General features: G+C 70.7%; 23 protein-coding genes. 10 read left to right on the forward strand and 13 right to left on the reverse strand.

The annotated features are described in order from the left end of the window. Positions 1–26 precede the first annotated feature (26 nt). On the reverse strand, positions 27–1,034 hold the full coding sequence (locus tag AB0J74_RS30040; protein WP_363453873.1) for a class I SAM-dependent methyltransferase: 1,008 nt from the start codon (positions 1,032–1,034) through the stop codon (positions 27–29). Positions 1,035–1,131: 97 nt separating this feature from the next. Here AB0J74_RS30040 and AB0J74_RS30045 point away from each other — a divergent pair, with 97 nt between their 5' ends. The 3 genes from AB0J74_RS30045 to AB0J74_RS30055 all read left to right on the forward strand — a co-directional run bounded on the left by AB0J74_RS30045 (position 1,132) and on the right by AB0J74_RS30055 (position 3,809). Continuing rightward, positions 1,132–1,848: a helix-turn-helix domain-containing protein gene (locus AB0J74_RS30045; RefSeq protein ID WP_363453875.1), complete on the forward strand. Its 717-nt coding sequence runs from the start codon at positions 1,132–1,134 to the stop codon at positions 1,846–1,848. A gap of 160 nt (positions 1,849–2,008) precedes the next feature. After that, positions 2,009–3,448 carry a DEAD/DEAH box helicase gene (locus AB0J74_RS30050; RefSeq protein WP_363453877.1) on the forward strand — a complete coding sequence of 480 codons (1,440 nt, stop codon included), beginning with the start codon at positions 2,009–2,011 and terminating at the stop codon, positions 3,446–3,448. Between the two features lie 40 nt (positions 3,449–3,488). Beyond that, complete coding sequence (locus AB0J74_RS30055) at positions 3,489–3,809, forward strand: hypothetical protein (protein ID WP_363453879.1); 321 nt, start codon at positions 3,489–3,491, stop codon at positions 3,807–3,809. 259 nt (positions 3,810–4,068) lie between these two features. Here AB0J74_RS30055 and AB0J74_RS30060 read toward each other — a convergent pair whose 3' ends face one another. From AB0J74_RS30060 to AB0J74_RS30070, 3 genes are all read right to left on the reverse strand, one after another. Beyond that, on the reverse strand, positions 4,069–4,425 hold the full coding sequence (locus tag AB0J74_RS30060) for a VOC family protein (protein WP_363453880.1): 357 nt from the start codon (positions 4,423–4,425) through the stop codon (positions 4,069–4,071). A gap of 63 nt (positions 4,426–4,488) precedes the next feature. Further along, entirely contained in the window at positions 4,489–5,220 is a 732-nt protein-coding gene (locus AB0J74_RS30065; protein WP_363453882.1) for a dienelactone hydrolase family protein, read from the reverse strand. 54 nt (positions 5,221–5,274) lie between these two features. Next, positions 5,275–5,718 carry a MarR family transcriptional regulator gene (locus AB0J74_RS30070; protein ID WP_363453884.1) on the reverse strand — a complete coding sequence of 148 codons (444 nt, stop codon included), beginning with the start codon at positions 5,716–5,718 and terminating at the stop codon, positions 5,275–5,277. A gap of 155 nt (positions 5,719–5,873) precedes the next feature. On the opposite strand from AB0J74_RS30070, the gene AB0J74_RS30075 reads away from it, so the two are divergent. Next, complete coding sequence (locus AB0J74_RS30075) at positions 5,874–6,437, forward strand: NAD(P)H-dependent oxidoreductase (protein ID WP_363453886.1); 564 nt, start codon at positions 5,874–5,876, stop codon at positions 6,435–6,437. 126 nt (positions 6,438–6,563) lie between these two features. Then, complete coding sequence (locus AB0J74_RS30080) at positions 6,564–6,923, forward strand: anti-sigma factor antagonist (protein WP_363453888.1); 360 nt, start codon at positions 6,564–6,566, stop codon at positions 6,921–6,923. 69 nt (positions 6,924–6,992) lie between these two features. Here the strand turns inward: AB0J74_RS30080 and AB0J74_RS30085 are convergent, their stop codons facing one another. Further along, entirely contained in the window at positions 6,993–8,258 is a 1,266-nt protein-coding gene (locus AB0J74_RS30085) for an MFS transporter (RefSeq protein ID WP_363454127.1), read from the reverse strand. Between the two features lie 98 nt (positions 8,259–8,356). On the opposite strand from AB0J74_RS30085, the gene AB0J74_RS30090 reads away from it, so the two are divergent. From AB0J74_RS30090 to AB0J74_RS30100, 3 genes are read left to right on the forward strand one after another with little or no spacing between them, the layout of a single operon-like run. Next, positions 8,357–9,022 carry a FadR/GntR family transcriptional regulator gene (locus AB0J74_RS30090; protein ID WP_363453890.1) on the forward strand — a complete coding sequence of 222 codons (666 nt, stop codon included), beginning with the start codon at positions 8,357–8,359 and terminating at the stop codon, positions 9,020–9,022. Positions 9,023–9,030: 8 nt separating this feature from the next. Then, complete coding sequence (gene mscL / locus AB0J74_RS30095) at positions 9,031–9,483, forward strand: large conductance mechanosensitive channel protein MscL (RefSeq protein WP_363453892.1); 453 nt, start codon at positions 9,031–9,033, stop codon at positions 9,481–9,483. A gap of 28 nt (positions 9,484–9,511) precedes the next feature. Continuing rightward, the gene (locus AB0J74_RS30100) at positions 9,512–9,739 is read left to right on the forward strand and encodes a hypothetical protein (RefSeq protein WP_363453894.1); all 228 of its coding nucleotides are present in this window, start codon (positions 9,512–9,514) and stop codon (positions 9,737–9,739) included. 1 nt (position 9,740) lies between these two features. On the opposite strand, the gene AB0J74_RS30105 is transcribed toward AB0J74_RS30100, so the two are convergent. Next, positions 9,741–10,673, reverse strand: a complete 933-nt coding sequence (locus AB0J74_RS30105) for an SCO2521 family protein (protein WP_363453896.1) — start codon at positions 10,671–10,673, stop codon at positions 9,741–9,743. Between the two features lie 188 nt (positions 10,674–10,861). On the opposite strand from AB0J74_RS30105, the gene AB0J74_RS30110 reads away from it, so the two are divergent. After that, positions 10,862–15,199, forward strand: coding sequence for a HEAT repeat domain-containing protein (locus AB0J74_RS30110; RefSeq protein WP_363453898.1), 4,338 nt, complete (start codon positions 10,862–10,864; stop codon positions 15,197–15,199). Here AB0J74_RS30110 and AB0J74_RS30115 read toward each other — a convergent pair. The 7 genes from AB0J74_RS30115 to AB0J74_RS30145 all read right to left on the reverse strand — a co-directional run bounded on the left by AB0J74_RS30115 (position 15,196) and on the right by AB0J74_RS30145 (position 22,234). Beyond that, positions 15,196–15,864, reverse strand: a complete 669-nt coding sequence (locus AB0J74_RS30115) for a response regulator transcription factor (RefSeq protein ID WP_363453900.1) — start codon at positions 15,862–15,864, stop codon at positions 15,196–15,198. The two genes, AB0J74_RS30110 and AB0J74_RS30115, sit on opposite strands and share 4 nt — an antisense overlap. Next, entirely contained in the window at positions 15,861–16,991 is a 1,131-nt protein-coding gene (locus AB0J74_RS30120) for a sensor histidine kinase (RefSeq protein ID WP_363453902.1), read from the reverse strand. The genes AB0J74_RS30115 and AB0J74_RS30120 overlap by 4 nt, the downstream gene beginning before the upstream one ends. After that, positions 16,988–17,704 carry a hypothetical protein gene (locus AB0J74_RS30125; RefSeq protein WP_363453904.1) on the reverse strand — a complete coding sequence of 239 codons (717 nt, stop codon included), beginning with the start codon at positions 17,702–17,704 and terminating at the stop codon, positions 16,988–16,990. Before AB0J74_RS30125 ends, AB0J74_RS30120 begins: the two co-directional genes overlap by 4 nt. Before the next feature lie 2 nt (positions 17,705–17,706). Further along, positions 17,707–18,426 (reverse strand): ATP-binding cassette domain-containing protein, encoded by a 720-nt coding sequence (locus AB0J74_RS30130; RefSeq protein WP_363453906.1) that lies wholly within the window; start codon positions 18,424–18,426, stop codon positions 17,707–17,709. 95 nt (positions 18,427–18,521) lie between these two features. After that, positions 18,522–19,472 carry an SCO2522 family protein gene (locus tag AB0J74_RS30135; protein ID WP_363453908.1) on the reverse strand — a complete coding sequence of 317 codons (951 nt, stop codon included), beginning with the start codon at positions 19,470–19,472 and terminating at the stop codon, positions 18,522–18,524. Beyond that, complete coding sequence (locus AB0J74_RS30140) at positions 19,469–20,386, reverse strand: SCO2523 family variant P-loop protein (protein ID WP_363453910.1); 918 nt, start codon at positions 20,384–20,386, stop codon at positions 19,469–19,471. The genes AB0J74_RS30135 and AB0J74_RS30140 overlap by 4 nt, the downstream gene beginning before the upstream one ends. A 3-nt stretch (positions 20,387–20,389) precedes the next feature. After that, on the reverse strand, positions 20,390–22,234 hold the full coding sequence (locus AB0J74_RS30145; RefSeq protein ID WP_363453912.1) for an SCO2524 family protein: 1,845 nt from the start codon (positions 22,232–22,234) through the stop codon (positions 20,390–20,392). A gap of 537 nt (positions 22,235–22,771) precedes the next feature. Here AB0J74_RS30145 and AB0J74_RS30150 point away from each other — a divergent pair. After that, on the forward strand, positions 22,772–24,697 hold the full coding sequence (locus tag AB0J74_RS30150; RefSeq protein ID WP_363453914.1) for a PPC domain-containing protein: 1,926 nt from the start codon (positions 22,772–22,774) through the stop codon (positions 24,695–24,697). The last annotated feature ends 38 nt before the right edge of the window (positions 24,698–24,735 follow it).

A 24,735-nucleotide genomic window follows, 5' to 3' on the forward strand; every position in this document is an offset into this window, starting at 1 on the left:
CCCTTCCGGTCCACCCCTCGGCTGGATCAGGCGTAACCCCAGGTCACGGCGTGCATCGGGGTGATCGCCGCGGAGCCCAGGTCGGTGAAGCCGTGCGTGCGCAGCAGATCGTCGTACACCCGGCGGGGTAGCAGTTGATCGTCGATCTGCGCTTCGAAGATCTGGATGCCGGACATCACCCGGCCCGGCGCGGTGCGCAGCCCGGCGTCGTCGTCGGCGAACGGGAAGTCCGAGATGACGAACACCCCGCCGGGCTTGAGCGCGGCCTTGACGTTGCGCGCGACCGCGTCGATGTCGCGGCACTCGTGCATGGAGATGTTGTTGATCACCACGTCGTAGGGCTCGCTCACGGTGAGCTTCTCCAGTGGACTGTCCCAGACCTTGACCCGGCCGTCGAGGCCGGCACCGGCCAGGGTCCGGCACGCGACGTCGACCGAGTGCACGTCGCCATCCACACCCGACACCTCGCAGTTCGGGTAGGCCGTGGCCAGCATGACCAGGCCGTGCCCGGAACCGCAGGCGGTGTCGAGCACCCGGCAACCGGCGTCGAGCCGTGCCTCGAGGCCGGGAACGCGGGCCAGCCCGTCGGGCACGAGCCGCCGGTAGAACGGTCGCCCGGTGCCGCCGACCGCCGCGATGAACTCGGGCGAGCAGCCGTCCCACCACAGCCGCTCGCCGCTGGCCAGGCTCGCTTCGAACCGGTCGAAGAACTCGGGCTGTTCGAGGACCTTGAACACGCCTCCGACGTACGCCGGTGAGGTCTCGTCGAGCAGCACGGTGTCGAGGTTGGCGGCGAGCCGGTAGCGGTCGCCGTCGCGGTCGCAGACGCCGGCGCCATAGGCGGCCCGGCACCACGCGAACGTGTAGAAGGGATCGAGCGAGGTCCGGGCGGCGAGTTCGTCCGGTGTGGCCGGTCCGCCCTGCGCCAGCGCCGCGACGAGGCCGGAGCGGATGCCGGTCGACACGGTGCGATGTCCCACGTAGCCGGCCAGCAGCCCGAGCATGCCGCCCACGGATTCTTTGATGTCGGTCATGCTCCGATGCTGCGCTGTCGGTCACCCGACCCGGCAGTTCTACAAATGAAGCCGACCAGTTCTGTTTCTGTACCGGCGCCCGACCTACCGTGAGTTGGTGGGTACCTACTACCAGTTCTGTCCCGTTTCCAAGGCGCTCGAGGTGCTCGACGAGCGCTGGACGCTGCTGGTCGTCCGCGAGCTGCTGATGGGCAGCCGTCATTTCAACGACATCCGCCGCGGCGTTCCCCGGATGTCGCCCGCGCTGCTGGTCAAACGCCTCCAGCGGCTGGAGCGGGTGGGCGTCGTCGAGCGCTATCCGGACGGCAACAAGGTGATCTACCGGCTCACCCCGGCCGGCAAAGACCTGCAGCCGATCGTCGACTCGCTCGGCGACTGGTCGATGCGCTGGATGCCCGAACTCGGCGAGGAAGACCTCGATCCGCACCTGCTGCTGTGGGACATGCGCCGGCAGGTCTCCCGCACCGACCTGCCACCGGGCCGCACGGTGGTGCACGTCCAGTTCGGCGACGTGACCCCGAAGAGCCAACGGTGGTGGCTGGTGCTCGCCGAAGACGACGCCGACGTCTGCGACTTCGACCCGGGCCTGCCGGTCACCGTCACCATCGAGACCAGCCTGCGCTGCCTGACCCTGCTCTGGCGCGGCGAGATCAGCTGGCGCGAGGCGGTCCGCACGGGCGACCTGACGGCGACCGGCTCCCGCACGGCCACCCGGGCCGTCCCGCGCTGGCTCAACATCCGGGCCGCCCCGGCCGACCCCCGCCCGTCCTACACGGTGGTCGGCCGCCTGGCCGCCGACCTGCGCCCGAGCTGATCTTCACGGTGCAGCCGAGCCGGATCTGGCGAAGATCGGGTAGATTGGGCACGGACGGCCCTGACAGCTCCGCCGCGGGGGCCGTGATATGCGTCGGTCAGCGTCGCGCAGGCCACGGCCCGCGCCGCACCGCACGCCCCCCTGACGTTCGGAGATCTACATGGCGGCACGCCGCCCGCACCACCCGACCACCGAAACACCCACCTTCGCCGACCTCGGTCTTTCCGCCGCGCTGATCGCGCCGCTGGCCGCTGTGGGCGTGACCGCGCCGTTCCCGATCCAGGCCGCCACGCTGCCCGACGCACTCGCCGGTCGCGACGTGCTCGGCCGGGGCCGCACCGGGTCCGGCAAGACCTACGGGTTCGTCCTACCGCTGCTCCAGCGGCTGGCCAACGACACCAAGGGAAAGCGGCCGGGCCGCCCGCGCGCGCTGATCCTGGCGCCGACCCGCGAGCTCGCGACCCAGATCGAGGCGGCCGTCACACCGCTGGCCAAGCCGCTCGGCCTGCGCGCCGTGACGATCTTCGGCGGCGTCGGCGCCGGCCCGCAGATCGCCGCGCTGCGCCGCGGGGTCGACATCGTCGTGGCCTGCCCCGGCCGGCTCGACGACCACGTCCGGGCCGGCCACGCGCGGCTCGACGCGATCGAGATCACCGTGCTCGACGAGGCCGACCACATGGCCGACCTGGGCTTCCTGCCGGTCGTCAAGCGGCTGCTCGACCAGACGCCGCGCGCCGGCCAGCGGATGCTGTTCTCGGCGACGCTCGACGCCGCCGTCGACGGCCTGGTCCGGCGCTACCTGAACAACCCGGTCACGCACAGCATCGACTCGGCGCTGTCGCCGGTCGTCAAGATGACTCACCACGTGCTGCACGTGCGGCAGGAGGAGCGGTTGGCGGTGCTCGCCGACCTCACCTCGGCGCCCGGCCGCACGCTGGTCTTCACCCGCACCAAGCGCGGCGCCAAGGCGCTGACCCGCCGGCTCGTCGCCGGTGGCGTCCCGGCCGTCGAACTGCACGGCGACCTGGCCCAGGGCGCCCGCACCCGCAACCTGGCCGCGTTCTCCGACGGAAGCGCGCGCACCCTGGTCGCGACCGACATCGCGGCACGCGGTATCCACGTCGACGACGTGTCGCTGGTCATCCACGCCGACCCGCCGGTGGAGCACAAGGCCTACCTGCACCGCTCGGGCCGCACCGCGCGGGCCGGGGCCTCCGGCATGGTGGTCACGCTGATGACCGACAGCCAGGTCGCCGACGTGCGCAACCTGACCCGCGAGGCCGGCATCAAGCCCAAGACGACCCGGCTGACCGGCCCGACGGACCCGTTCCTCGCGGAACTGGCGCCGGGCGAGCGCACATTCGTGACACCGCCGCCGGCGCCCGAGACGGCGCCGGTGCCCCGCCAGCGCCGCCCGCACGGCGGTGGTCGCCGAGGCGGCGCCCAGCAGTCGAGCCAGAACGGCACCCGCTCGGCGGACCGCCACGCCACCCAACCGTCAGACCGTTCCCGCGGCGGCGCCCGCAGCGCGACGGCCACAGCCGGTGGGTCGTCGAACGCCGCGAGCTTCTCCAGCCGCTCCCGCGTCGGCCGCCGCTGACGGGCGACCGGAGATCGCCGGGCGTGCATATCCTGACGGGATGACGCGCCCGCTGGATGAGCACGAGGACGACATCGTCGCCGCTTACCTGGCCGGGCAGTCGGTGGCCCGGATCGCGGCGCGGTTCGAGGTCGACGCGGCCCGGGTGGACCTCGTCGTCGACCGGCGGCTGCCGCCGCGGGCGCTCCAGGTGCCGGGCACCCGGTTCCTGGTCGCCGCCGGGATCGGGTTTCTGGTCGGGTCGATGGGCTATCTGCTCGGTGCGCGCACCGTGTTCGTCATCGTGCTCGGCCTCGTCGGCGCGGTGGTGGCCCACCCGATCCTGACCTCACTCGCCCCGCCGCGGCGCCGACCGGATTAGCGGTTCCTCACCGCGGCCAGGGGCCACCGGTGGCGCTCGGTGGACGGCCGACATCGCCGCGAATCGGCGCAGGGCGATGTCGGTCGCCGCCTCGCCGCGACGCTGGCGACCGCGCTGGCCGCCAACCCCGGGGAGGCGTTCGCCCGCTACGCGGCCGCGCACTCGGCCCGGCGCAGCGCCGGGCCGCCGGCATGCTTGGTGCCGAAGACCCGCGTGCCTGGCCGTCCGCGATCTCGTGGCCCGGGTCGTGCTCCAAGGCTCAGGCCCGCGGTGTCGCCACGCAGAACTCGTTGCCTTCGGGGTCGGCGAGCACCGTCCAGCCGAAGCCCTGCGGCATCTTCTGCCGGTCGACCACCCGGGCGCCCAGTTCGAGCAGCCGCTCGATCTCGGCGGCGACGTCGCCGTCGCTGCTCCAGTCGAGGTGCACCCGGTTTTTCACCGTCTTAGGTTCGGGCACGTGCTGGAAGCCCAGGCACAAACCGGGCGTCTCACCCAGGATCAGGAAATCGTTCTCATGGCGCCACGTCTCACGCAGGCCGGTCGCGGCCGCCCAGAAACTTGCCAGGGTCGCGGGATCGGCACAGTCGAACGTCACCATCCGCGTCTGCAGTGCCATGTCTTCGTACCCTAGTCGCGTTTTAGGGGGTAATCATGGCTTTCTTGGCGGCCGCCAGCGGCGTCAGGCGGCCTTGTCGTCGATGAAGCTCAGCATCTGCCGCCAGCCGTCTTCGACGTCGGCCTGGTGCTGGCCGAAGTTGCGGTCGAAGAAGCTGTGCCCGGCGTCGGGGTAGACGGTCATCCGGACGTCGACGCCGTGGCCACGCACCCGGTCGGCGAACTGCTCGACCTCGGCCACCGGGGTGAAATCCTGCCCCGCGGCGAGAATGAGCAGCGGCGACGAGATCTCGTCGGCTACGTCCCGCACCCGCGACGGGATCGCGTAGAAACCGATCGAGCCGCTCAGGTTGTCGCCGGCCGCGGCCTGGCGGAACGACATCGCGCCGCCGAAGCAGAAGCCGACGGTGAAGAGCGACTCCGTGCCGTGTTCGCGCAGCCAGCCGCCGGCCACCGTGGCGTCGGCGCGGACGGAGGCGAACTCGAGCTTGTCGACGTGCTCGCGGTAGTTGAAGTCCTCACCGCGCTCGCCCACCCCCGCGGTGCGGCCGAAGAAGTCGAACGCCACCGCCGACAGCCCGGCCGACGCGAAGCTGTGCGTCAGTTCCTTGTAGAAGACGTGCAGGCCGCGGACGTCTGGGAAGATCACGATCCCGCGACCGGTCGGTCGCTCGGGATGCGCGAAGTAGGCGCCGAACTCGGTGCCGTCGGAAGAGCGCAGAACCAGGTCACCGTGTTCGCCGACGGGGCCGGGATTGGGCGGCTGCGGCGGGCGGGCGTCATCTCCATAACACATGCGGACATCGTGTCATGGGCCCTCCGGGACTGCCGTCGACCGGCGAGCGGGCGGTCACCGCTGGCGAGCCGGTGCGGGTGCTGGCTTCTGCCACTCGGCCGAGGAGAGGCCGTCGAAGGCGCGGGCGACCGCGGTGAGGTCGATGCCGGCGAAGTGGTCGAGGATGCGCCGGCGGGTGGCGACCAGGTGGGTCGGGTAGGCCGCTTCCAGCCGGGCCAGGCCGGCAGCGGTCAGGGCGGCGTACCAGCCGCGGCCGTCTTCGTCGCACTGGAACCGGCGCACCAGGCCGTCGCTCTCCAGCCGGGCCACCGCGCGGGTCATGCCGCTGAGCGAGAGATCGCAGGCGGCGGCCAACTCGCTCATCCGCATCCGCCGGTCGGGGCTCTCCGACAGGTGCATGAGCGTGCTGTATTCGGTGAGGGAGATGCCGGCGTCGCGTCGAAGATCGGCGTCGATCAGCTTCGGCAACACCGCCAACACCCGGCCCAGGGCCCGCACCAGGGCATCCTCATCACTGTTGAGAGGCGGGAGGGCTGTGACCGGAGGCATACGAGTAGCTTACTTGCTTACGCAAGGAACTGCTCGTACATTTGCTTGCCGAAGCAAGGACTTTGCGTCCGCAGGTCCTCCCCCTGAAAATCAAGGACAATCTCGTGACCAAGATCGGAATCATCCTCGGCAGCACCCGCCCGGGCCGCAACGGCGAGGCCGTCGCCAAGTGGGTGTACGAGCTGGCCAAGCAGCGCACCGACGCGGAGTACGAGCTGGTCGACCTGCTCGACTACAAGCTGCCGCACCTGGACGAGATCGTCCCGCCCTCGATGGGCCAGTACAGCCAGCCGCACACTCTCGAGTGGGCGCAGAAGATCGCGTCGTTCGACGGCTTCATCATGGTCACCCCCGAGTACAACCACTCCACCTCGGGTGCCCTGAAGAACGCGATCGACTTCCTGTTCGCCGAGTGGAACAACAAGGCCGTGGGCTTCGTCAGCTACGGCTCCGTCGGTGGCGCCCGTGCCGTCGAGAACCTCCGGCTCATCGCCGGTGAGCTCCGGATGGCCGACGTGCGCTCGCAGGTGGCGCTCTCGCTGCACCACGACTTCGAGAACTACAGCGTGCTCAAGCCGAGCCCGTTCCAGGAGGCGGCCCTGCACACGACCCTGGACCAGGTCGTCGAGTGGAGCCGGGCGCTCGCGCCCCTGCGCGCGACCGCCTGACCGGCGCCGCGCCAACACGGCCCGAGGGCCTGCCGACGGACAGCACATCCACGGCAGGTCCTCGGGCCTTTGCGTGCCCTCCCCGGCACCGTGGAGTACCGTTCCTCCGAACACAGGAGGTCGAGCATGTCCCTGACGGTGGGCACCGAACAGCACGGCGACATCGTCGTGGTGTCGGTTGGCGGCGAGCTGGACATGGCCACCGCGCCGCAGCTCCAGGACCAGATCACCGACCTACTCGATCGCGGCCTGCCCCGGCTGGTCTTCGACCTGACCGACCTGTCGTTCTGCGACTCCACCGGGCTGTCCGTCTTCGTGCGCGCGAAGAACAGCACCGACGAGGCCGGCGGCCTGGTGCGACTGGCCGCGCCGCAGCGCGGCGTGCGTCGCATCCTCGAGGTCAGCGGCTTGGTCGAGGTGTTGCACACCTACCCGACGGTCGACGAGGCCGTCACCGCCGACGCGTCCGAGCCCGCCGCGGGCTAGGCCCGGGTTCTTCGCAGGCCGGCCCGCCGCACGCTAGGCGGTTCTGCCGGCGTGCCGGCGCCGCCGGGCTTAGGCGGCCTCGCGGAGGGGTGCGGCCAAGGGGCCGGTCTCGGCCAGCACCGCCGCCGGGGTGGCCTCTACCGCCTCGACCGGGCCATCGGCGCCGGGCGAGTGCGCCTGGTCCTCCACGTAGCCCGGTCGGCTGATCAGCACACCGGCACCGGCCTGGATGGCGAGCGCCACGGCGAGCACGCCGAGCGGAGCGAGCCAGCCGCCGGTGGCCTCGTAGAGGATGCCGACCAGCAGCGGGCCCAGCGACGCGAACAGGTAGCCGACGCTCTGCGCGAAGGCCGACAGCGCCACCGTGCCCTCCGCCGTGCGGGCCCGCAGGCCGATCACGACCAGGCTGACCGGGAAGACCGTCTGCCCGATGCCGAGCAGCGTGACCCAGAGGACCGCACCGCCGTGCGGTGCGATGGCCAGGCCGACGTAGGAGACACCGCACACGGCCGTCAGCCCGAGGATCAGCGGTCGCAGCCGCCGCACGCGACCGGCCAGCGCCGGCATCAGCAGCGCGAACGGCAGCGCGAAGAGGGTCACGCCGGCGAGCAGCAGGCCGGCCGTCGACGGGGTGAAGCCGGAGTCGCGGAACAGTTGCGCCAGCCAGCCCATCACGGCGTAGCCGCCGATCGACTGCATGCCGAAGAACACCGCCATGGACCAGCCGATCCGGGTACGCGCCGGGCTGATCCGGGCCGACCGGTGGATCGCCCGCCGCTCGACCCGCTGACCACGGCGCAGGGCGGACGGCAGCCACGGGAGGACGGCGACGGCGGCCAGCAGCGCCCACACGCCGAGGCCGGCCCGCCACGAGCCGAAGGCGTGCGCGACCGGCACGGCCGCGGCCGACGCGGCGGCGGCGCCGACCGACATCGACAGCGTGTAGGCGCCGGTGACCAGGCCCGGCCGGTCCGGGAAGCCCTGCTTGACCATCATCGGCAGCAGCACGTTGGTGACCGCGATGCCGGCCAGGGCCAGCGCACTGAACCCGATGAACGCCGCGGGCGAGTCGGTGACCACCCGCAGCAGTTGGCCGAGGGCCAGCACGCTCATGGCGGCGACCAGCAGCCGGGCCGGCGCGATCCGGCGGACCAGCCACGGTGTGGTCGCGCCGAAGACCGCGAAGGCGATCGTCGGCACCGTGGTGACCACCCCCGCGAGCGCGCCGGAGAGGTGCAGGCCGTCGCGGACCTCGTCGAGCAGGGCGCCGAGAGAGGTGACCACCGCGCGCAGGTTGACCGCGACCAGCACGATGCCGGCCAGGACGAGCAGCATGCGACGGGGTTGGACGGCTGGGCGCGGTGCGGTGGTCGGAAGGCTCACGGCCTCTACACTAGAATCATGGGACGATTTATGGTGGGGTGATGTTACGCATGACACTCAATGCGCGGTCCACACTCGTCCAGCAGGTGATCTCACAGCTCACCGAGCAGATCCGGGCCGGCGAATGGCCGGTCGGGGCCAAGATCCCCACCGAGCCGCAGCTCGTGGAGCTTCTGGGCGTCGGGCGCAACACCGTGCGCGAGGCCGTTCGCGCGCTCACCCACGCCGGCGTGCTCGAGGGCGTGCAGGGTTCGGGCACCTACGTGCGCTCGACCGACGAGCTGACCGGGGTGGTGGCCCGCAAGTTCGGCGCCGCCGATCCCGGGCACACCGTCGAGGTGCGGCGGGCCCTCGAGGTCGAGGCGGCCCGGTTGGCGGCGCTCCGGCGTACCCCCGAAGACCTGGCCCGGCTCGATGCCGCCCTGGTCGCGCGCGACGCGGCCTGGCAGCGCGGCGAGGCCGACGCGTTCGTCGAGGCCGACGCCGACCTGCACACGGCCGTGGTGGCCGCGGCACACAACCCGATGCTGGCCGAGCTCTACGCGTCGGTCGGCGCGGCGATCCGGGCCTCGGTGGCCGCCGCGGTCGGGCCGTCGCTCGCGGCCGGCGGCGCGGGCATCGATCATGGTCAACTGGTCGAGGCGATCAGGGCCGGCGATCCCGACGACGCGGCGCGCGAGGCGGGCAGGTTCCTGGAGGCTCCGGTCCGGGCTTAGGGTGAGCCATGCTTAAGGGCTTCAAAGACTTCATCATGCGCGGAAACGTGGTCGACCTCGCGGTCGGCATCGTGATCGGTGCCGCGTTCACCGGCGTGGTCAACCAGTTCACCAAGTCGTTCCTCGAGCCACTGATCAAGCTGCTCGGTGGCGGTGGCGTCCAGGGCGGCAAGCCGAAAGTCAACGGCGTCGAGTTCGACTGGGCCGGGTTCGTCAACATCGCGATCACCTTCTTCCTGACCGCGGCCGTCCTCTACTTCCTCGTCGTCTTCCCGATGAACAAGCTGGCCGAGCGTCGCCAGCGCGGTGAGGAGCCCCCGCCCGCCGCACCGAGCGAGGAGATCAAACTGCTCACCGAGATCCGCGACGCCCTCGTCGCGGGCGGCCGGGTGCCCGGTCAGTACCGTTCCTCCGCCCTTGACCAGACCCTCGGCCGGGAGAACCCCCCGACCTCGCGCTAATCGAACGCATGTTCGATACTGTTCCGCCATGGAGCAACGAAAGCACTGGTGGAACGGTAAGTGGGGGCGCGCCGCGCGGCGCGACGTCTACCTGCGGATCGACGGCGATACCTGGCATGTCGAGCAGCGGGCGGGTGGCGCCGAGGGCGTGTCCCACTTCTACGAGTACGAGACCGAGGAGGACGCGTACGACCGCGTGCGCGCCCTTCTCGTCGGTCCGTTCGACTGGCGGGAACTTTCCCGCCCGCCCCAGTAGCTCAGGCGGTCGCCGACTCCAGCAGGGCGAGGGTGCCGAGGGTCATCTGGTCGCGGATCCGGCTGACCGAGGCTTCCCATTGCCGGGTGAAGCCGGGCCGGCGCTCCAGCGACCGCCAGACCGGCAGCACCGCCTCGTCGACCCGGGCCGCCGGCATCCAGAGATGCAGCAGGGTGTCGATGGCGGGGCGCAGCCGGGCGATCCGCTGCGCCCGGGTGCCCGGGCCGGTCAGGCTCGATTCCATCAGTGCCAACAGCGTGGTGAGCAGCCAGTCGTGCAGCGCGAGGTCTTCACACAGGTCGACGATCGACCCGGTGTGCTCGCGCGGCACGACCAGCTCCAGCACCCGCAGCGTCGGCGTCACGACCCGGAAGGTGCCGGTCGCCTCCGCGCCGGGCTCGTCGGTCGGGATCACCACCCAGCGCATGTGGGTGCGCTGGGTGCGAAACGGCGGGTGCCGGTCGAGCCGGGTCGAGCGCTGCACCGCGTCGAGCGTGCGGCCGCTGATCGCGCCGACGTTGAGCGTGCCCAGCGCCTGCGAGGTGCCGGCGAAACCGCGGGCGATATCGCCGCCGTCGGCCTTGCCGATCGCCTCGATCGCGCCCGGCCTGGTCAGATAGTGCGACCAGGAGAGCCGGCGGTTGGCGGCGCTCTTGACCACGGAGGCGTGCCCGGACCCCTGTGCGACATGGCCGCCGGTGATCGAGGCCCGCGAGATGACCGTGCCGACCCCGCGGATGACCTTGCCGGAGGCGGCCGGCAGGCGGCAGTCCACACTGGTCAGCAGGTTGGGTGAGACCGCGTAGGCCATCGGCCGCTCGGAGCGCCGGACCTGCTCCCCGACCAGCAGGTTGAGCACGTCGGCGGTGGCGTCCCAGGGCAGCGACGTCGAGTTCTGCAGAAGTCCGGTGTGGACCTCGCCAAACGTGAGCATGCCCGCCTCCGTGCTGCCCGAACCATACCGGCGCAATTGCATCCCATGGTCCACCCACGGGGCAAGGCCGCCGCGCGGAATGCCACCCAGACGATACTTTGATCAATCCCGATGGACCGGGGAACCCCAACGTTGCCAGATGTTGGTACGGTAACGGCGCGTGTCGCTCACGTAATCGAGGAGCCGCGTTGACCAAGGTCTACGTCTCAGCAACGTTCCGTGATCTGGAAGAGTGCCGTTCCGCGGTCAAGTTGGCGCTCCGCCGGTTGCGGGTGGAAGACGTGGCCATGGAGTCCTATGTGGCCGAAGATCGTCGCCCGGTCGAGCGCTGCCTCGAAGACGTCGCCGACTGTGACCTCTACGTGGGCATCTTCGCCTGGCGCTACGGCTTCGTCCCGCCCGGCTACGACCGGTCGATCACCGAGCTCGAATACCGGCAGGCCGAGGCGATGGGCAAGCCCTGCCTGATCTTCCTGCTCGACGAGGAAGCGCCGTGGCCGCGGGTGCACATCGACCGCGGCGACGAGGCCGAGCGCATCGAGGCGCTGCGCAGCGAGCTGGTCGTGCGCCACATGTGCAGCACGTTCACCGGTCCGGGCGACCTCGCCGCGCTGGTCACCGCCGCGGTGGCCAACTGCCTGGCCGACATCGGCCGGCCGACCGGCCACCTCCAGTCGCTGAGCACCGAGACCCTCAAGCGCTACTACGACCGCCTCCACCAGCAATACGGCGGTCTCGATCTTGACGCGCTGACGCCGCCGCAGCGCGACGAATACCTCCAGATGCGGCTGAGCTCGGTCTTCATCGAGCAGTCGGTCCGCGAAGACCCGCCGCCGGTCGAGCTGCCCCGCGAGTGGTGGCAGCGGATGCAGTACGAGGGCCATCTCGAGACCGAAGACGTGCCCGACGAGGTCGACCCCGACGAGCTGGCGCTGCTGCACAAGGCCTACCGGGCCAAGCCGCTGCGCCGCCTCTTCGACGTCGTCGCGGCGCCCGACAACCAGGCCATCGTGCTGCTCGGCGATCCCGGCTCGGGCAAGTCGACGGCGGCCCGCTACATCACCCTCGCGCTGGCGCACACCGGCCCGCCGGTCGACGACCGTCTCGGCCCGCTCGACGGCCACCTGCCGCTGTTCATCGAGCTGCGCTCCTACGTCGCGCTCTACGCCGAGGGCCGCAGCAGCAACTTCATCGACTATCTCGACCAGCGCGCCGGGCTCGACGGGCTGGGCCTGGAGCGGGCGGCGCTGCTGCGCTACCTGACCGGCGGCGGGCCGGCCGTGGTCATCTTCGACGGTCTCGACGAGATCTTCGACAAGCGGCGCCGCGAGGCGGTCGCCAACCAGATCGCGGCCTTCGCGGGCGAGTTCCCGCACGTGCGGGTCATCGTCACCTCCCGCATCATCGGGTACGCCCGGCGGATGCTCAGCGAACTCGGCTTCGCCCACTTCACCCTCCAGGACCTCGACGACAGCCAGATCACCGAGTTCCTGGCCAGCTGGTACGACCTCGCGATGAACGACCGCCCGGGCGACTCGGCGGCGCGCCGGGCCCGGCTGCTCGAGGCGATGCGCCACTCGCCGTCGATCCGCGAGCTGGCCGGCAACCCGATGCTGCTGACCATCCTGGCGATCATCGGCAAGCACCAGGCGCTCCCCCGCGAACGGTGGAAGCTGTTCGACCACGCCGCGAGCGTGCTGGTCGAGCACTGGGACATCAACCGCCACCTGCAGGACCAGTACGAGAGCCCGGGCTTCATCGACGCCGAAGACAAGAAGGAACTGCTGCGCCGGCTGGCCTACAAGGTGCAGAGCGGCGAGCGGGGCCTGGCGGCCAACTACGTCAGCGCCGAAGACCTGAGCGAGGTCTTCGAGGACTACCTGGCCGAGCGCTACCAGAAGGACCCGTCCGAGGCCCGCGCGATCGCCCGCGCCATGATCAACCAGTTCCGCGAGCGCAACTTCATCCTGAGCCGCTACGGGCCACACCTCTACGGCTTCGTGCACCGCACATTCCTCGAGTTCTTCTGCGCCGAGGCCGTGGTCGGCAAGTTCAAACACGACCAGCAGTGGCCGTTCAGCCGCCTCAAGGACCTGTTCGTCGAGCACTGGGCCGACCCGTCCTGGCGCGAGGTGCTCCGGCTGGTCGCCGGTTCCCTCCACGAGCGACACACCGCGCAGTTGATCTCGCTGCTGGCGACCGACGTCAACCACCCGTGGCCGGCGGGCGCGTTCGCCCAGCCGCCGTGGAACCTGGCGCTGGCCGTGCAGTGCCTGGCCGAGGTGCGCAACCCGCACACCGCGGTCGCCGGCCCCGCGCAAGACCTGCTCCGCCGGATCATCCTGCTGATCGAGCACTGTGTCTCGATCGACGACCGCGACACGATGGCGCTGATCGAGACCGAGATCCTGCCGGCGGCCCGCACGATCGGCGCCACCTGGCCGGGCGGCCAGATCTACTTGAACTGGTACAGGCGCCGTGGCGTCCGACTGATCTGGAGCTCGGTCTCGGCCTACGCCGCGCAGCTCGCGGCGATCCTGGCGCCGCCGTCGGATCACGTCGAAGACCTGTTCAGCACCGTGCTCAGCGCGATCGACGACCGCTGGGCGTCCTACGCGGCGGTCGCCGGCCTGGCCGAGTTGGCCCATGTGGCGGGCACCGCCGCCAACCGGGGCGCCTTCCAACTGGCCCTGGCCCGGGCTGGCGAGGAGCTGATCCGCCGGGCCCGCGACGACGCCTACGCGGGGGTGCGATTGGCGGCCGTCGAGGCGCTCGGCGAGCGGTTCGGCACCGACCCGCGGGTCCGCGACGTGCTGCTGGAGCGGGCCACCGTCGACGGATACGCCGCGGTCCGGCTGGCCGCGGTGCGGGCGCTGGGCGAGCGGTTCCGCGACGAGTCGGCCGTCCGCCGCCTACTACTTGACCGCACCCGCCGCGACGGCAACGCGGGTGTCCGGCGCACCGCCGTGCAGATGATGGAACGCCTGCCCTACGACGACTCGGTGCGCAGCGCGCTGGTCGACCGGGTCCGCACCGACCGCGACGCCGAGGTGGTGGCCGTGTCGGCCCGCGCCCTCAACGACTGGGGCCTGGGCTACGAGCACCTGCGCGAGCTGCTGATCGAGCGGATCCGGGCCGAGCCCGACGGGGTGGTGCGGCGCTCGGCGGTGCGCGTACTCGCGGATCGTCTCGGTTCCGGCCAGCCGGTGAAGAGCCTGCTGACCGCCCTGCTTCACGACGACCGCGACGCCGGCGTGCTCAGCGCGGCCGCCAAGACGCTGGTCGAGCGCTTCGACGCGGCCGACACGGTCAAGGGCCTGCTGATCGAACGCACCGGCCGCGACCCCGACGAGATCGCCCGGCGCGCCGCGGTGCAGATCCTCCGCGAGCACTTCCGGGCCGACCCCGAGGTGCACGCGGCCCTGGTCGACTGCGCCCGCAGCGACCGCTCCGCCGAGGTGCGCCTGGTCGCCATCCGGGCGCTGACCGCGGCGCTGCCCGGCTACGCGCCGGCGGCGACCGCGCTGGCCCGGATCGCGCACACCGACACCGACGCGGCGGTCCGGCTCGCGGCCACCGAGGCCCTGGTCAAGAAGATCGGCCTCGACGCGGCGGTCTGCGCGGTGCTGTCCCGGCTGGTCGGCGAAGATCCCGACGCCGCGGTCCGGCGCACCGCGGTCGAGGCGCTCGCCGAGCGCTGCGGCGGCGACACCCCGATCCGCCGCCTGCTGCTCGATCGGGCCCGCCAGGACGCACACGCCGACGTGCGCGGCGCCGCCGTCCGGGCGCTGGCCAGGCACGCCACCACCCACCCCGAGGTGCTCGAACTGCTGCTGGAGCGCACCCGCGACGACCCCGACGGCCTGGTCTTCGCGGCCGCCGCCAAGGTCGCCGACGACGGCACCCGCGCGCTGATCGCCGCGCGGGTGCAGACCGACGCCAACCCGCGCGTCCGCGAGGCCGCGGCACACGCCCTCCAGCCCTACGCCGACGACCCGGAGGTGCGCGAGATCCTGCTCGACCGGGTCCGGCGCGACCCCGACGCGCTGGTGGTCACCGAGGCGGCGGTCGCCCTGGTCTCGGCCGGCATTGACGACGAGCACCGCGACCTGCTGGCCATGCGGGCCACCGGCGACGACGGCACGGTGCGCGCGTCGGCATTGCGCGCATTGGGTGAGTCGTTCGGCGGCGACCCGGCGATCCGCGACCTGCTGACGGTCGCCGTCCGCCGCGACAGCGACCTGCAGGTCCGTCGCGAGGCTCTGCGGGTGCTGGGCGAGCGGCTCTACGCGCACGAAGAGGTGCGCCAGACGCTGGTCGACATGGTCCACGACAGCGACTGGTCGATACGCGAGGCGTCGGTGCGGGCGCTGTGCGAACGCTTCGGCGCCGACCCCGACATCCGCCGGCTGCTGGTCACGCTGGCCAGCAACGACGAAGACCGCAACTTCCGCCGGCTGGCCGGCCAGGCGCTGAGTTGGCTACCCGGCGCCGACCCCGAGCATCTGCCCGACATCGCCGACTAGGGTTCGCCGGCCACGACCAGGCCGTGTTCGTAGGCGAAGACCACGGCCTGGACCCGGTCACGCAGGCCGAGTTTGGTGAGCACGCTGCTGACGTGGCTCTTCACGGTGGCTTCGGTGACGAACAGGCGTTGGGCGATCTCGATGTTCGACAGGCCCCGCGCGACCAGCCCGAGCGTCTCCCGCTCCCGCGGGGTCAGGGCAGTCGTGCCCGGGTCCGATATGCGCAGCGGATCGCGGCGCTTGGCGAACTCCTCGATCAGCCGCCGGGTGACCGACGGCGACAGCAGCGCCTCGCCGGCGTTCACCACCCGGATCGCGTCGACCAATCGCTCGCGCGAGGCGTCCTTGAGCAGGAACCCGGCGGCGCCCGCGCGTAGCGCGCCGAACACGTACTCGTCGAGGTCGAACGTGGTCAGCATCAGCACCCGCGGTGGTGGATCGAGGTGCGCCGCGGTGAGCAGCGCGACCGCCTCGATGCCGTCCATCCGGGGCATGCGGACGTCCATCAGGACCACGTCAGGACGCAGCTTCTCGGCCAGGTCGCGCGCCTCCTGCCCGTCGCCGGCCTCGGCGATCACGTCGAGGTCGTCGTAGGCCTGCAGGACCAGGCGCAGGCCGGTGCGGACCAGTTCCTGGTCGTCGGCGATCAGGATGCGGATGCTCACGCGGCCTCGTCGATCGGCAGCCGGGCGCCGACCCGGAACCCACCGCCCGCGCGTTCGCCCACGTCGATCACGCCGCCCAGGGCGGCGACGCGTTCTCGCATCCCCAGAATGCCGTGCCCGGCTCGGGTGGGCGCGACCGGGGCGCCGTCGTCTTCGATCTCGACCTCCAGTGTTGACGGGTGGAACCGCAGCGCGACGGCGACGGTGTTCGGCCGCGCGTGCCTGAGCACGTTGGTCAGGGCCTCCTCGACGATCCGGTAGACCGACAGTTCGATGCCGCTGTCGAGGGGCCGGGCCGGCCCCTGTATCCGCAACTCGACCGGCAGCCCGGCCGTCCGGTAACCGTCGACCAACTCTTCCAGCAGCGCCAGCCCCGGCGGCGGGCGCACGTCGGCGACCTGGTCGGGACCGCGCAGCACGGCCAGGATGCGGCGCAACTCGGCGACGCTCTCCTCGGCGGTCCGCTCGACGCCGCGCAGCGTCTCGTCGGCGACCTCCGGTGCGGTGCGCATGACGTCGCGGGCACCCCGGACGCCGAGCAGCATCACGGTCACCGAGTGGGCCACGATGTCGTGCAGTTCGCGGGCGATCGAGGCCCGCTCCTGCTGTTTGGCGATCTCCCGCGCCTGGTCGCGTTCGCGTTCGAGGTGGGCGGCCCGGTCTTCGAGCGCGGCGGTGTAGCGGTGCCGGGTCTGCACGTAGGCGCCGAGCGCCCAGGCTCCGATCGCGATCGGCGGCGAACTGATCGAACCGACCTGGAGCAGGGCGGCGGTGGGCAGCAGCACGGCGAGCGAGATCCACCGCTCGCAGAGTTGGGCCACGGTGTACATGGCCACGATCACCGGTGCGCCGCCGGGATAGCCGTGCAGCGCCACCTCGACCGCGGCCAGCGCGCCCGTGCCGGACAGCACGACCAGCGGCAGCCGGCGGCGCACGGTCAGCAGCGCGCCGGCGAGGACCGTCAGGACGATGGCGGTCGCGGTCACCCCCGGCCAGCCGTCGACGAGCACGCCGATCTCGACGCCGGTGGTGACTGCGGCCACGATCACGTCGAGTACCGCCACCCGCCTGGCCCACGTCCAGCGGACGAGGGGCAGGCGGGCGGCGGCCTGGACCAGGGTGGTCATGCCAGGTCGCGTCGACGTTCGCTGGTCAGCGCGCCACCCGCCACGATGGTCGTCCAGGCGGCGAAGACGGCACCGGCGGCGGTGATCGACAGCGTGGTGTCGTGGGTCATGCCCGACAGGATCGACGACGCGCCGAACGGCGTGAGGTTGGCCAGGCCCTCCCGCGCCCCGGAGATCAGCGGGAGCACCGCGAAGTTGAACACGAGCAAGACGACCACCCCGACAATTTGGTTGCGGATGAGAGCACCGATCGCGGCTCCCATGATCGCCGACAGCACGCAGGCGGCAAGATTCGCCAGCACGACCGTGCGGATCTGTGCCACGTCGAGATCCGGCCCGGGCTGGTCGCGCAGCAGTGGCAGGCCGAGGGCCAGCGCGGCACCGATCATCACGGCACCCAACCCGAAACCCGTCACCGCGTACGCGGCCAGCCGGGCCAGCAGCACCGTCGCGCGCCCGCGCCCGGCCACCAACGCCGCCGGTGCCGCGGTGCGGTGCCGGTGCTCGCCGGCCGCGCCGACCAGACCCCAGACCATCAGCAGGACCGGCAGGGTGGTCAACGCCTCCGCCTTCTGGCTCGCCACGCGCAGGGTTCCCGACGCCTCGGCGACGAGCACGGCGTTGAGCAGCGAAAATCCGGCCCCGCCGAACAGGAACGCATAGAAGGTACGGGTGCCCAGCGTCTTGCCGAGCTCGCCTCTCAACAGGGCCATGACTAGTTGCCGCCCGTCAGGTTGAGGTAGGCCAGTTCGAGTGACTCGCCACGGTCTTCCAGATCGCTCAACGGGCCCTGGTGGACGACCCGGCCCTGGTCGACCACGACGACATCGTCGACCGTCCGCGCCGCCTCGCTGAGCACGTGGCTGGAGAGCAGGACCGTCCGGCCGAGCGCGGCCTGCTCCCGCAGCAGCGTGCGCAGCCAGGCGATGCCGCGGGGGTCCAGGCCGTTGACCGGCTCGTCCAGCACCAGGATCTGCGGGTCACCCAGCAGCGCGGCCGCGAGGCCGAGCCGCTGGCGCATGCCCATCGAGTAGGTGCCCACCCGGCGGCCGGCGGCCTCGTCGAGACCGACGATGGTGAGCACCTCGTCGACCCGGGCCCGCGGCAGGCCCGCCAACGTCGCCAGCGTGCGTAGGTGAGCACGGCCGCTGCGACCCGGATGGGCGCCGCACGGCTCGATGTAAACCCCGACGACGCGCGCGTCCGGGATCATGGAGTCGACCGGCGTGCCGTTGACGAACGCCCGCCCGGCGGTCGGTCGGGCCAGCCCGACGAGCATCTTCAGCGCCGTGGTCTTGCCGGCGCCATTGGGGCCGAAGAAGCCGGTGACGGCGCCGGATCGCACGGTGAAGGACAGGTCGGCCACCGCGGTGACCCGACCGTAGCGTTTGGTCAGACCGTCGGCGACCAACACCGGTGTGTGCCTGTGTGTCATGAACCCAGGCTCGTCGCCCGGGATCTCGCGGTCATCGGTCGCCGGACGGACGTGGGTATTCGACTTAGGGCGGAAGGACCCGAGCCGGGATGGGTTTATTCGCCGATGAAGACGTAGTCGATGCGGTCGACCAGTTCTTTCGGCAACTCCATCTGCTCGCCGCGCATGCGGGCGAACACCTGGTCGAGCACGATCGGGTCGATGGAGACCTGGCCCAGGATCGTGCGGACCGCCAACTCGACCTCGAGGAAGCGCGAGCCGAGCACCGAGAACGTGCGGTAGGCGCTGAACGCGGCCGCCTGCGGGTTGAGTTGGACCACCGCGGGCAGCTTGTCCCAGTCGTCGGGGAGCTCCTCGACCTGCCACGGCGTGGTCACGACCTCGCCGTTGTGCCGGAGCAGGCCCAGACGGATGAGCTGCCAGACCGCCGCGAGGAACGGGCACGACCAGCGGCGCTGGCCGTTTTCCAGGTCCCACAGCTCGACGTCGACGAAGATCGAGTGGCGGTTGGCGGCGTTTTGCACCGGCGGGAGCCAGCCCTTTTCGGCCATCGCGGGAATCGCGACCGTGTTGGGCGAGCGTTGGCCGTTGCAGAGCCAGCCGGTCTCGGTGGTCGGCGGGCGGATGCCGTTGCTGCCCGGGACCGGATCGGTGACCAGGGCCTGCTCGACCACGCGGGCCAGCGGCACCTCGTCGGCGACGACACAGCCCGACTCGCGGGCCAGGTAGTCGATCACGAGGCCGCTCTCTTCGGCGGCGGCGACCAGCATCGGGATCACCTCACGCGGCGTGCTGAACCGCGAGAAGTAGTCGTCGACCAGGAAGCAGGTGCTGATCCGGGGGCGGTTGCCGCCGGGCTTGGTCGCGACCGTGCGCGCGGCGGACTGGGCCCACGGCGCCACTCGGCGGAAGTGTCGCCGTAGCGACTCGATGCCGCCGGAAAACTCTTCCATGTAAAGGTGGCCGAGCTCGATCGACAGGTGCGAGAGCGCCACGCGCTCGACGCTCCGTTGAGCGACCGCCTCTTCGAATGCCACTCCGGTCACAGCGTCTCCCAGGCCGCATCGTCGACGATTTTCTTGGCCAACGAGTCGAACTGTTCCAGCGTCTCACGGTTCGCGATGCGCCGCGACCACACATCGTTATCCGAAATAAGCTGTTCACGCCATTGCAGGACCGGGTCGAGCGGGATCGTGCCGAGCAGCAGGGTGCGACCCACCTTGTGGCTGCTGGCCAACTCGGACAGATCTCGGTCCACATCGCGCAGCCAGGCGATCTGCGCCGGTCGCAGGCCCTCGAGCTCGGGCGAGTCGGGATTGACCACCGCGGTGCGGATGAACCGCAGCGCGTTGGCCAGCTCCTCCCGGTCGTGGCCCTTCTGGGTGCCGGTGTCGAGGATGCCGCGCTCGCCGTAGACGAGGCCGGCGGCGGCGAGCACGTGCTGGCGGGTCCAGCGGTGGAAGACCAACCAGCGGGTGCGGATGCTGCGCAGCGCCTCGGTCGCCGTCGCGGCGAGCACCATCTCGGTCGCGTAGGAACGCCCGGCGCTGAGGTCGACCAGGCAGAGGTCGAACTCCTCTTCGAGGTGCAGGAACAGCCGGGCGCAGCGTTCGGTGTTTTCCTTCGTGATCGGGAACTCGCCGCCGCCGCTGTCGCCGGGGAAGAGCACCAGCCGGCCGGCGCCGGGCGGGCGGCTGCGCAGGCTGGACCGGTCGGACTCCTGCCAGATCTCGACCCGGGTCGGGTCGGCGACCATGCCGTGCAGGTAGGAGTGCAGGCCGCCCTGCGTGGTGCCGTGCAGCGCGCTGGGCACGTTGAAGATCGCGCCGGAGGTGGGCGAGCCGAAGTCGAAGTCGAGGTAGCAGACGTCGCTGCCCTGCAGAGCGCTCCGGTAGAGGATGTTGCTGCTTGTGACGGAGCGCCCGGTGCCGCCCTTGTCGGACGTAGCGAAGATCAACATTGGTCAGCCCGCCTCGGTGACATCGCGGCGCGCGGCGGCCAACTCGTCGAGGGACATGAGCACCTGGGCGGCCAGAGTGGCCGCGGTGCCGGGACGCTCGGGCAGGATCTCGCGGGCCCGGGACAGGTGGATCTGGGCGACCTTGAGCGTCTCGCGCATCCGCGGGCCGGCGTCGCCGGCGCCCGAGAGCAGCTCCATGTCGTAGAGGTGCTCGGCCTCGGTGAGCAGGTCGAACGCGTAGTTGCCGAGCCGCGGGCTGCGCAATGGTGCGCGGTTGAGCATGTTGGCCGTGGTTACCAGGCCTTGCACGACCCGTTGGGTGTAGTACCACGAGGGCTTGTCATAGCGGGTGGTCAGCTGGCCGAAGACCGCCGTGGGCTGGTCCCACAGGTTGCGGCCGGAGCCCTTGTCGAGCCGGCGCTGGTTGAGGTGGTCCCAGGTGCGGTCGGCCAGCTCGAGCAGGCGCGAGCGGCCCTCGGCGTCATTGATCAGCCCACCGATCACCGTGGTGCGCTGGAAGAGCAGGGCGGCGAACTCGGAAACCGTCCACAGCAGCCGGGGCTCGCCGGCGTCTTCGCTGCCGACCAGCGGCACCAGCACGCCCGGCGCGTGCAGCGACAGGGCCGGGTCGGTGTCGAACGGCCGGCGGGTGATCCGGGCGCGGTTGGCCAACTCGATCAGCACGGTGCCGATCCGGCCCAACTCGACGTCGGTGCCGCGTTCCTGGATCAGGCCCTTCACGGCCAGCGAGGTGACCAGGAGCGTGTAGTAGTCGGACGCGTCCTCGTCAGTGGTGCGCCAGGGAATGTCTTCGACCGGCCAGCGCTGGCCGGCGCCGAAGGTCGCCATCGTCGACCAGTAGGAGCGGGTCAGTTCCCACCGCAGCTGGAGAGCACGGGAGAGTCGCTGCTGCTCCTCGTTGAGCAGACCGAGAACGCGGGTCCGTTCCGAGAAGAGGTCTTCGATCGCGTCGACCGCGATGACGGTGAAGTAGAGGTAGGGCGCGTCCTGCGCGAAGCCCTTGGGCTGCTGCCCGACCGGCTCGTCGGTCTCGATCGGCGGTGCGCCGTTGACGATGCCCCAGGACCAGCCGACCTCGAAGAGGCGGTCGGGACTGTCGATGTCGCCGACCTGGCCGGAACCGATCAGGACCTCGCGGAAGCTGGCGATGGTCTCACGCAGGTCGCGCCTTATCGCGCTGACGACCTGCCGCTGCGGCAGGTTCTCCTGGTTGATCATGGTGACCAGCGCTTGGCCGTAGGCCGAGTCGACGTCGAAGACGTTGACCGTGAAGCTGCGCAGCAGGCCGACCATCGCGGCGCTGAGCCGGTTGCTGGCCAGGATCTCCAGGGACTCGATCTCCTTGCGGTTCTCCTCGCGGCTCGCGACCGAGCGGAGCACCTTGAGGAAACCGAGGGTCGACAGCGACAGCGTGACGGACATCGCGAACGAGTCGACGATGTCGAGCCTGAGCTGCTCTTTGGAGGGCTGGGCCGGGCCGCCGGAGCTGAAGTAGGACGAGCCGGAGAAGATCGGCGTCCCGTCGGGCTCGCTGTAGCGCTCGTAGTAGTCGCGGAGGATCCCGATCAGCGTCTTGGGGATCTCGGTCGCGTTGCCGAGCGGCCGGAGCGCCCGGATCATGTCTTCGGACGTCTCGTCCGGACGGTCCAGTTTGAACGACTCGATCTTGGTTGCCGGCATCAGGATGCAGAGCAACTGCTCGGCATCACCGATCGAGTTGGGGGCGTCACGCCCGCCGAAGCGCCACCGCTTTTCCCGCTCTGACCAGGACGAACGCACTGTCGCGTTCCAGATCTCCAGCAGCTGTTGACGAGGCTGCATCCTCATCTGTCGCGCACCACCATCCGCCGCCTGACTCCACTGACGCTAGCTAGCAACCCGAGGAACACTGTGGACGACTGACGAGATTGCTCGTCAGCACCTCATTCGTCCGCTTCACTCAATGATGGACCACAGGTCAAGGCCGCCGAAAGCCCCGTGCCGTGCCGTCTGCGCCGGCGGTCTTCACCTGCGTAAACGCCGCCGGTTCGGGCCGGTGACGCGAAACCGGGCCCGATCCCTTGGGGGATCGGGCCTTCTTGATCATCGACTGTGGCCTGACCCGATCGCAAGATCCACTATGGGCAGACGTCCGGACGGTCGAGCACGGGTGGCCGAACGGATGGTTTGGCAACCCCCTCGACAGATCCCGGACAGTGTCAGTTTCTGATCGGGGTAAATGCCCCATTTTCAATGGCTATCGTGATGCGTCTATGTCATTGACGACGATCTAGACCTATTCACGACCTTGGACGGCTGGATAGCGTCGCTGATAGCCATCGATGGGCCGGGCGCAGGGGCCCGGGCCGCAAGGGGGAGGGGCTCATGCGTCGAACAATCGCGCTGTTGGCCGGAACGGCGCTGGTAGCAGCGATGCTGCCAGCGGCGGTCGCGACAGCCGACCCGAAGAACGACCCGGGGCTGAGCAGCACCGACCGCGCCACGCTCGCCGCGGGCGGACAGGTCGCCGCGAAGGCACCGGCCGGCAAGACACCGGCCGGCGTCAATCCGTATCTGGCACTCGTACCCGATCCGACGAAGATCGATTATGCCGCTTGGCGGCAGGCCGCCGAGAAGCAGAGCCTTGCCCGCGAACAGAAGCGGGCGCTGCGCAAAGTCGTCGCCGCGTCGCCGATCCTGGTCGACGAGGACGAACTCGACGGCAGCCAGGGCGGCAACGACTCGCCGGCCCTCGCCCAGCCCGTGCCCGGCTTCGGCACCAGGGCCAAGCAGAACCCGAAGGCACGGATCCTCGGTTCGCTCGACAACGAGGTGGTCTCCCGCACCGCGGTGACGCCCAAGGCCGAAGACGACGGCGCGATCCCCCTGGCCGCCGACACGGGCATCCAGGGCCTGCGCAACGGCATCAGCGTGACCAGCACGATCGGAGACGGACCACACGGCTCGGCCGCCGGCGACACCGGCGACTTCGACTTCTACAAGGTGAGTGTCACGGGGGTCGGCGAGACCTTGACCGCCGACATCGACACCCCGGTCGGGCTGCTCGACTCGATGCTCGCCCTCTACGACGCCGAGGGCGACGAGGTCGCGTTCAACGACGACGCCGGCGGGCTCGACAGCCTGCTCACCTTCACGTTCACCGAGACCGGCGACTACTACCTAGCCGTCACCGGATACAACGTGCTGCCGGCCGACCCGTTCGACCCGGCCAGCGGCGACGGCGCCGGCAGCGAGGGTGCCTACAACCTGCTGCTCGATGTGGCCCGGGCCGACGTCGACTACTACGCCGTGCAGTTGCGCAAGGGCGACGTGCTGGGCACCTCGGTGACCGGTTCACCGGCCCGCATCACCATCTACGACACCGCCGGCCGCGAGGTGCACGGCTCCGACCAGGACGCCACCTTCATCTACCCGCCGAACAGCCCGTTGCCCGGTGGCGGCAACGCGGTCAGCGAACACGTCGCCGACGAAGACGGCCTGCACTACGTGGCCGTCAGCAACGGCAGCGGCGACTACGACATCACCGTCGAGGCCTACCGGCCCAACCTCGAAGGCGACAAGATCACCCAGACGATCTTCATCGACTTCAACGGCCAGCGCCTCAACACCGCGATCTTCGGTGGCCCGGGCGTCGTGACGCTCAGCCCGCTGCGCTCCTTCCTCGGGCGGTGGGGCCTGACCACGGCCGACGAGAACAAGCTGATCGACGGCATCGTCGCCGAGGTCACCGAGAACGTGAAGCAGGACCTGGCGCAGAGCGGGCTCAACGACAAGTTCCGGCTGAGGATCCTCAACAGCCGCGACGACGCCGACCCGTTCGGTGAGGTCAACGTCAGCCGGTTGATCGTCGGCGGCACCATCGCCGAGTCCGGCGTCGACACCATCGGCATCTCGCAGTCGATCGACCCGGGCAACTTCGACACGCAGGAGACCGCGCTCATCCTGCTCGACGTGCTCAGCGGCCCGGCGACCGACGACGCGTCGCTCAACTTCTACCTCACGCCCGCCAGCAACAAGATCGGCTTCATCTCGCAGGCGGTCGGCAACGTGACGTCGCACGAGGCCGGGCACTTCTTCGGCAACTGGCACGTCGACCAGTTCAACGACACCCTCAACCTGATGGACCAGGGCGGCAACTTCCCGCTGCTCTACGGTGTCGGCGACGACGGCATCGGCGGCACCGCCGACGACCCGGACGTCGACTTCGGTGAAGACGAGTTCAATCCGAGCGAGGGCTTCACCGGCACCGAAGACACCCGGGGCCGGGTCGCGACGGTCCTGACCCGCTGATCGCGTGACGGGAAGGGTCGGCAGCCCCGGCCCTTCCC

It is taken from the genome of Asanoa sp. NPDC049573 (assembly GCF_040676615.1).
Taxonomy (GTDB): Bacteria; Actinomycetota; Actinomycetes; order Mycobacteriales; family Micromonosporaceae; genus Asanoa.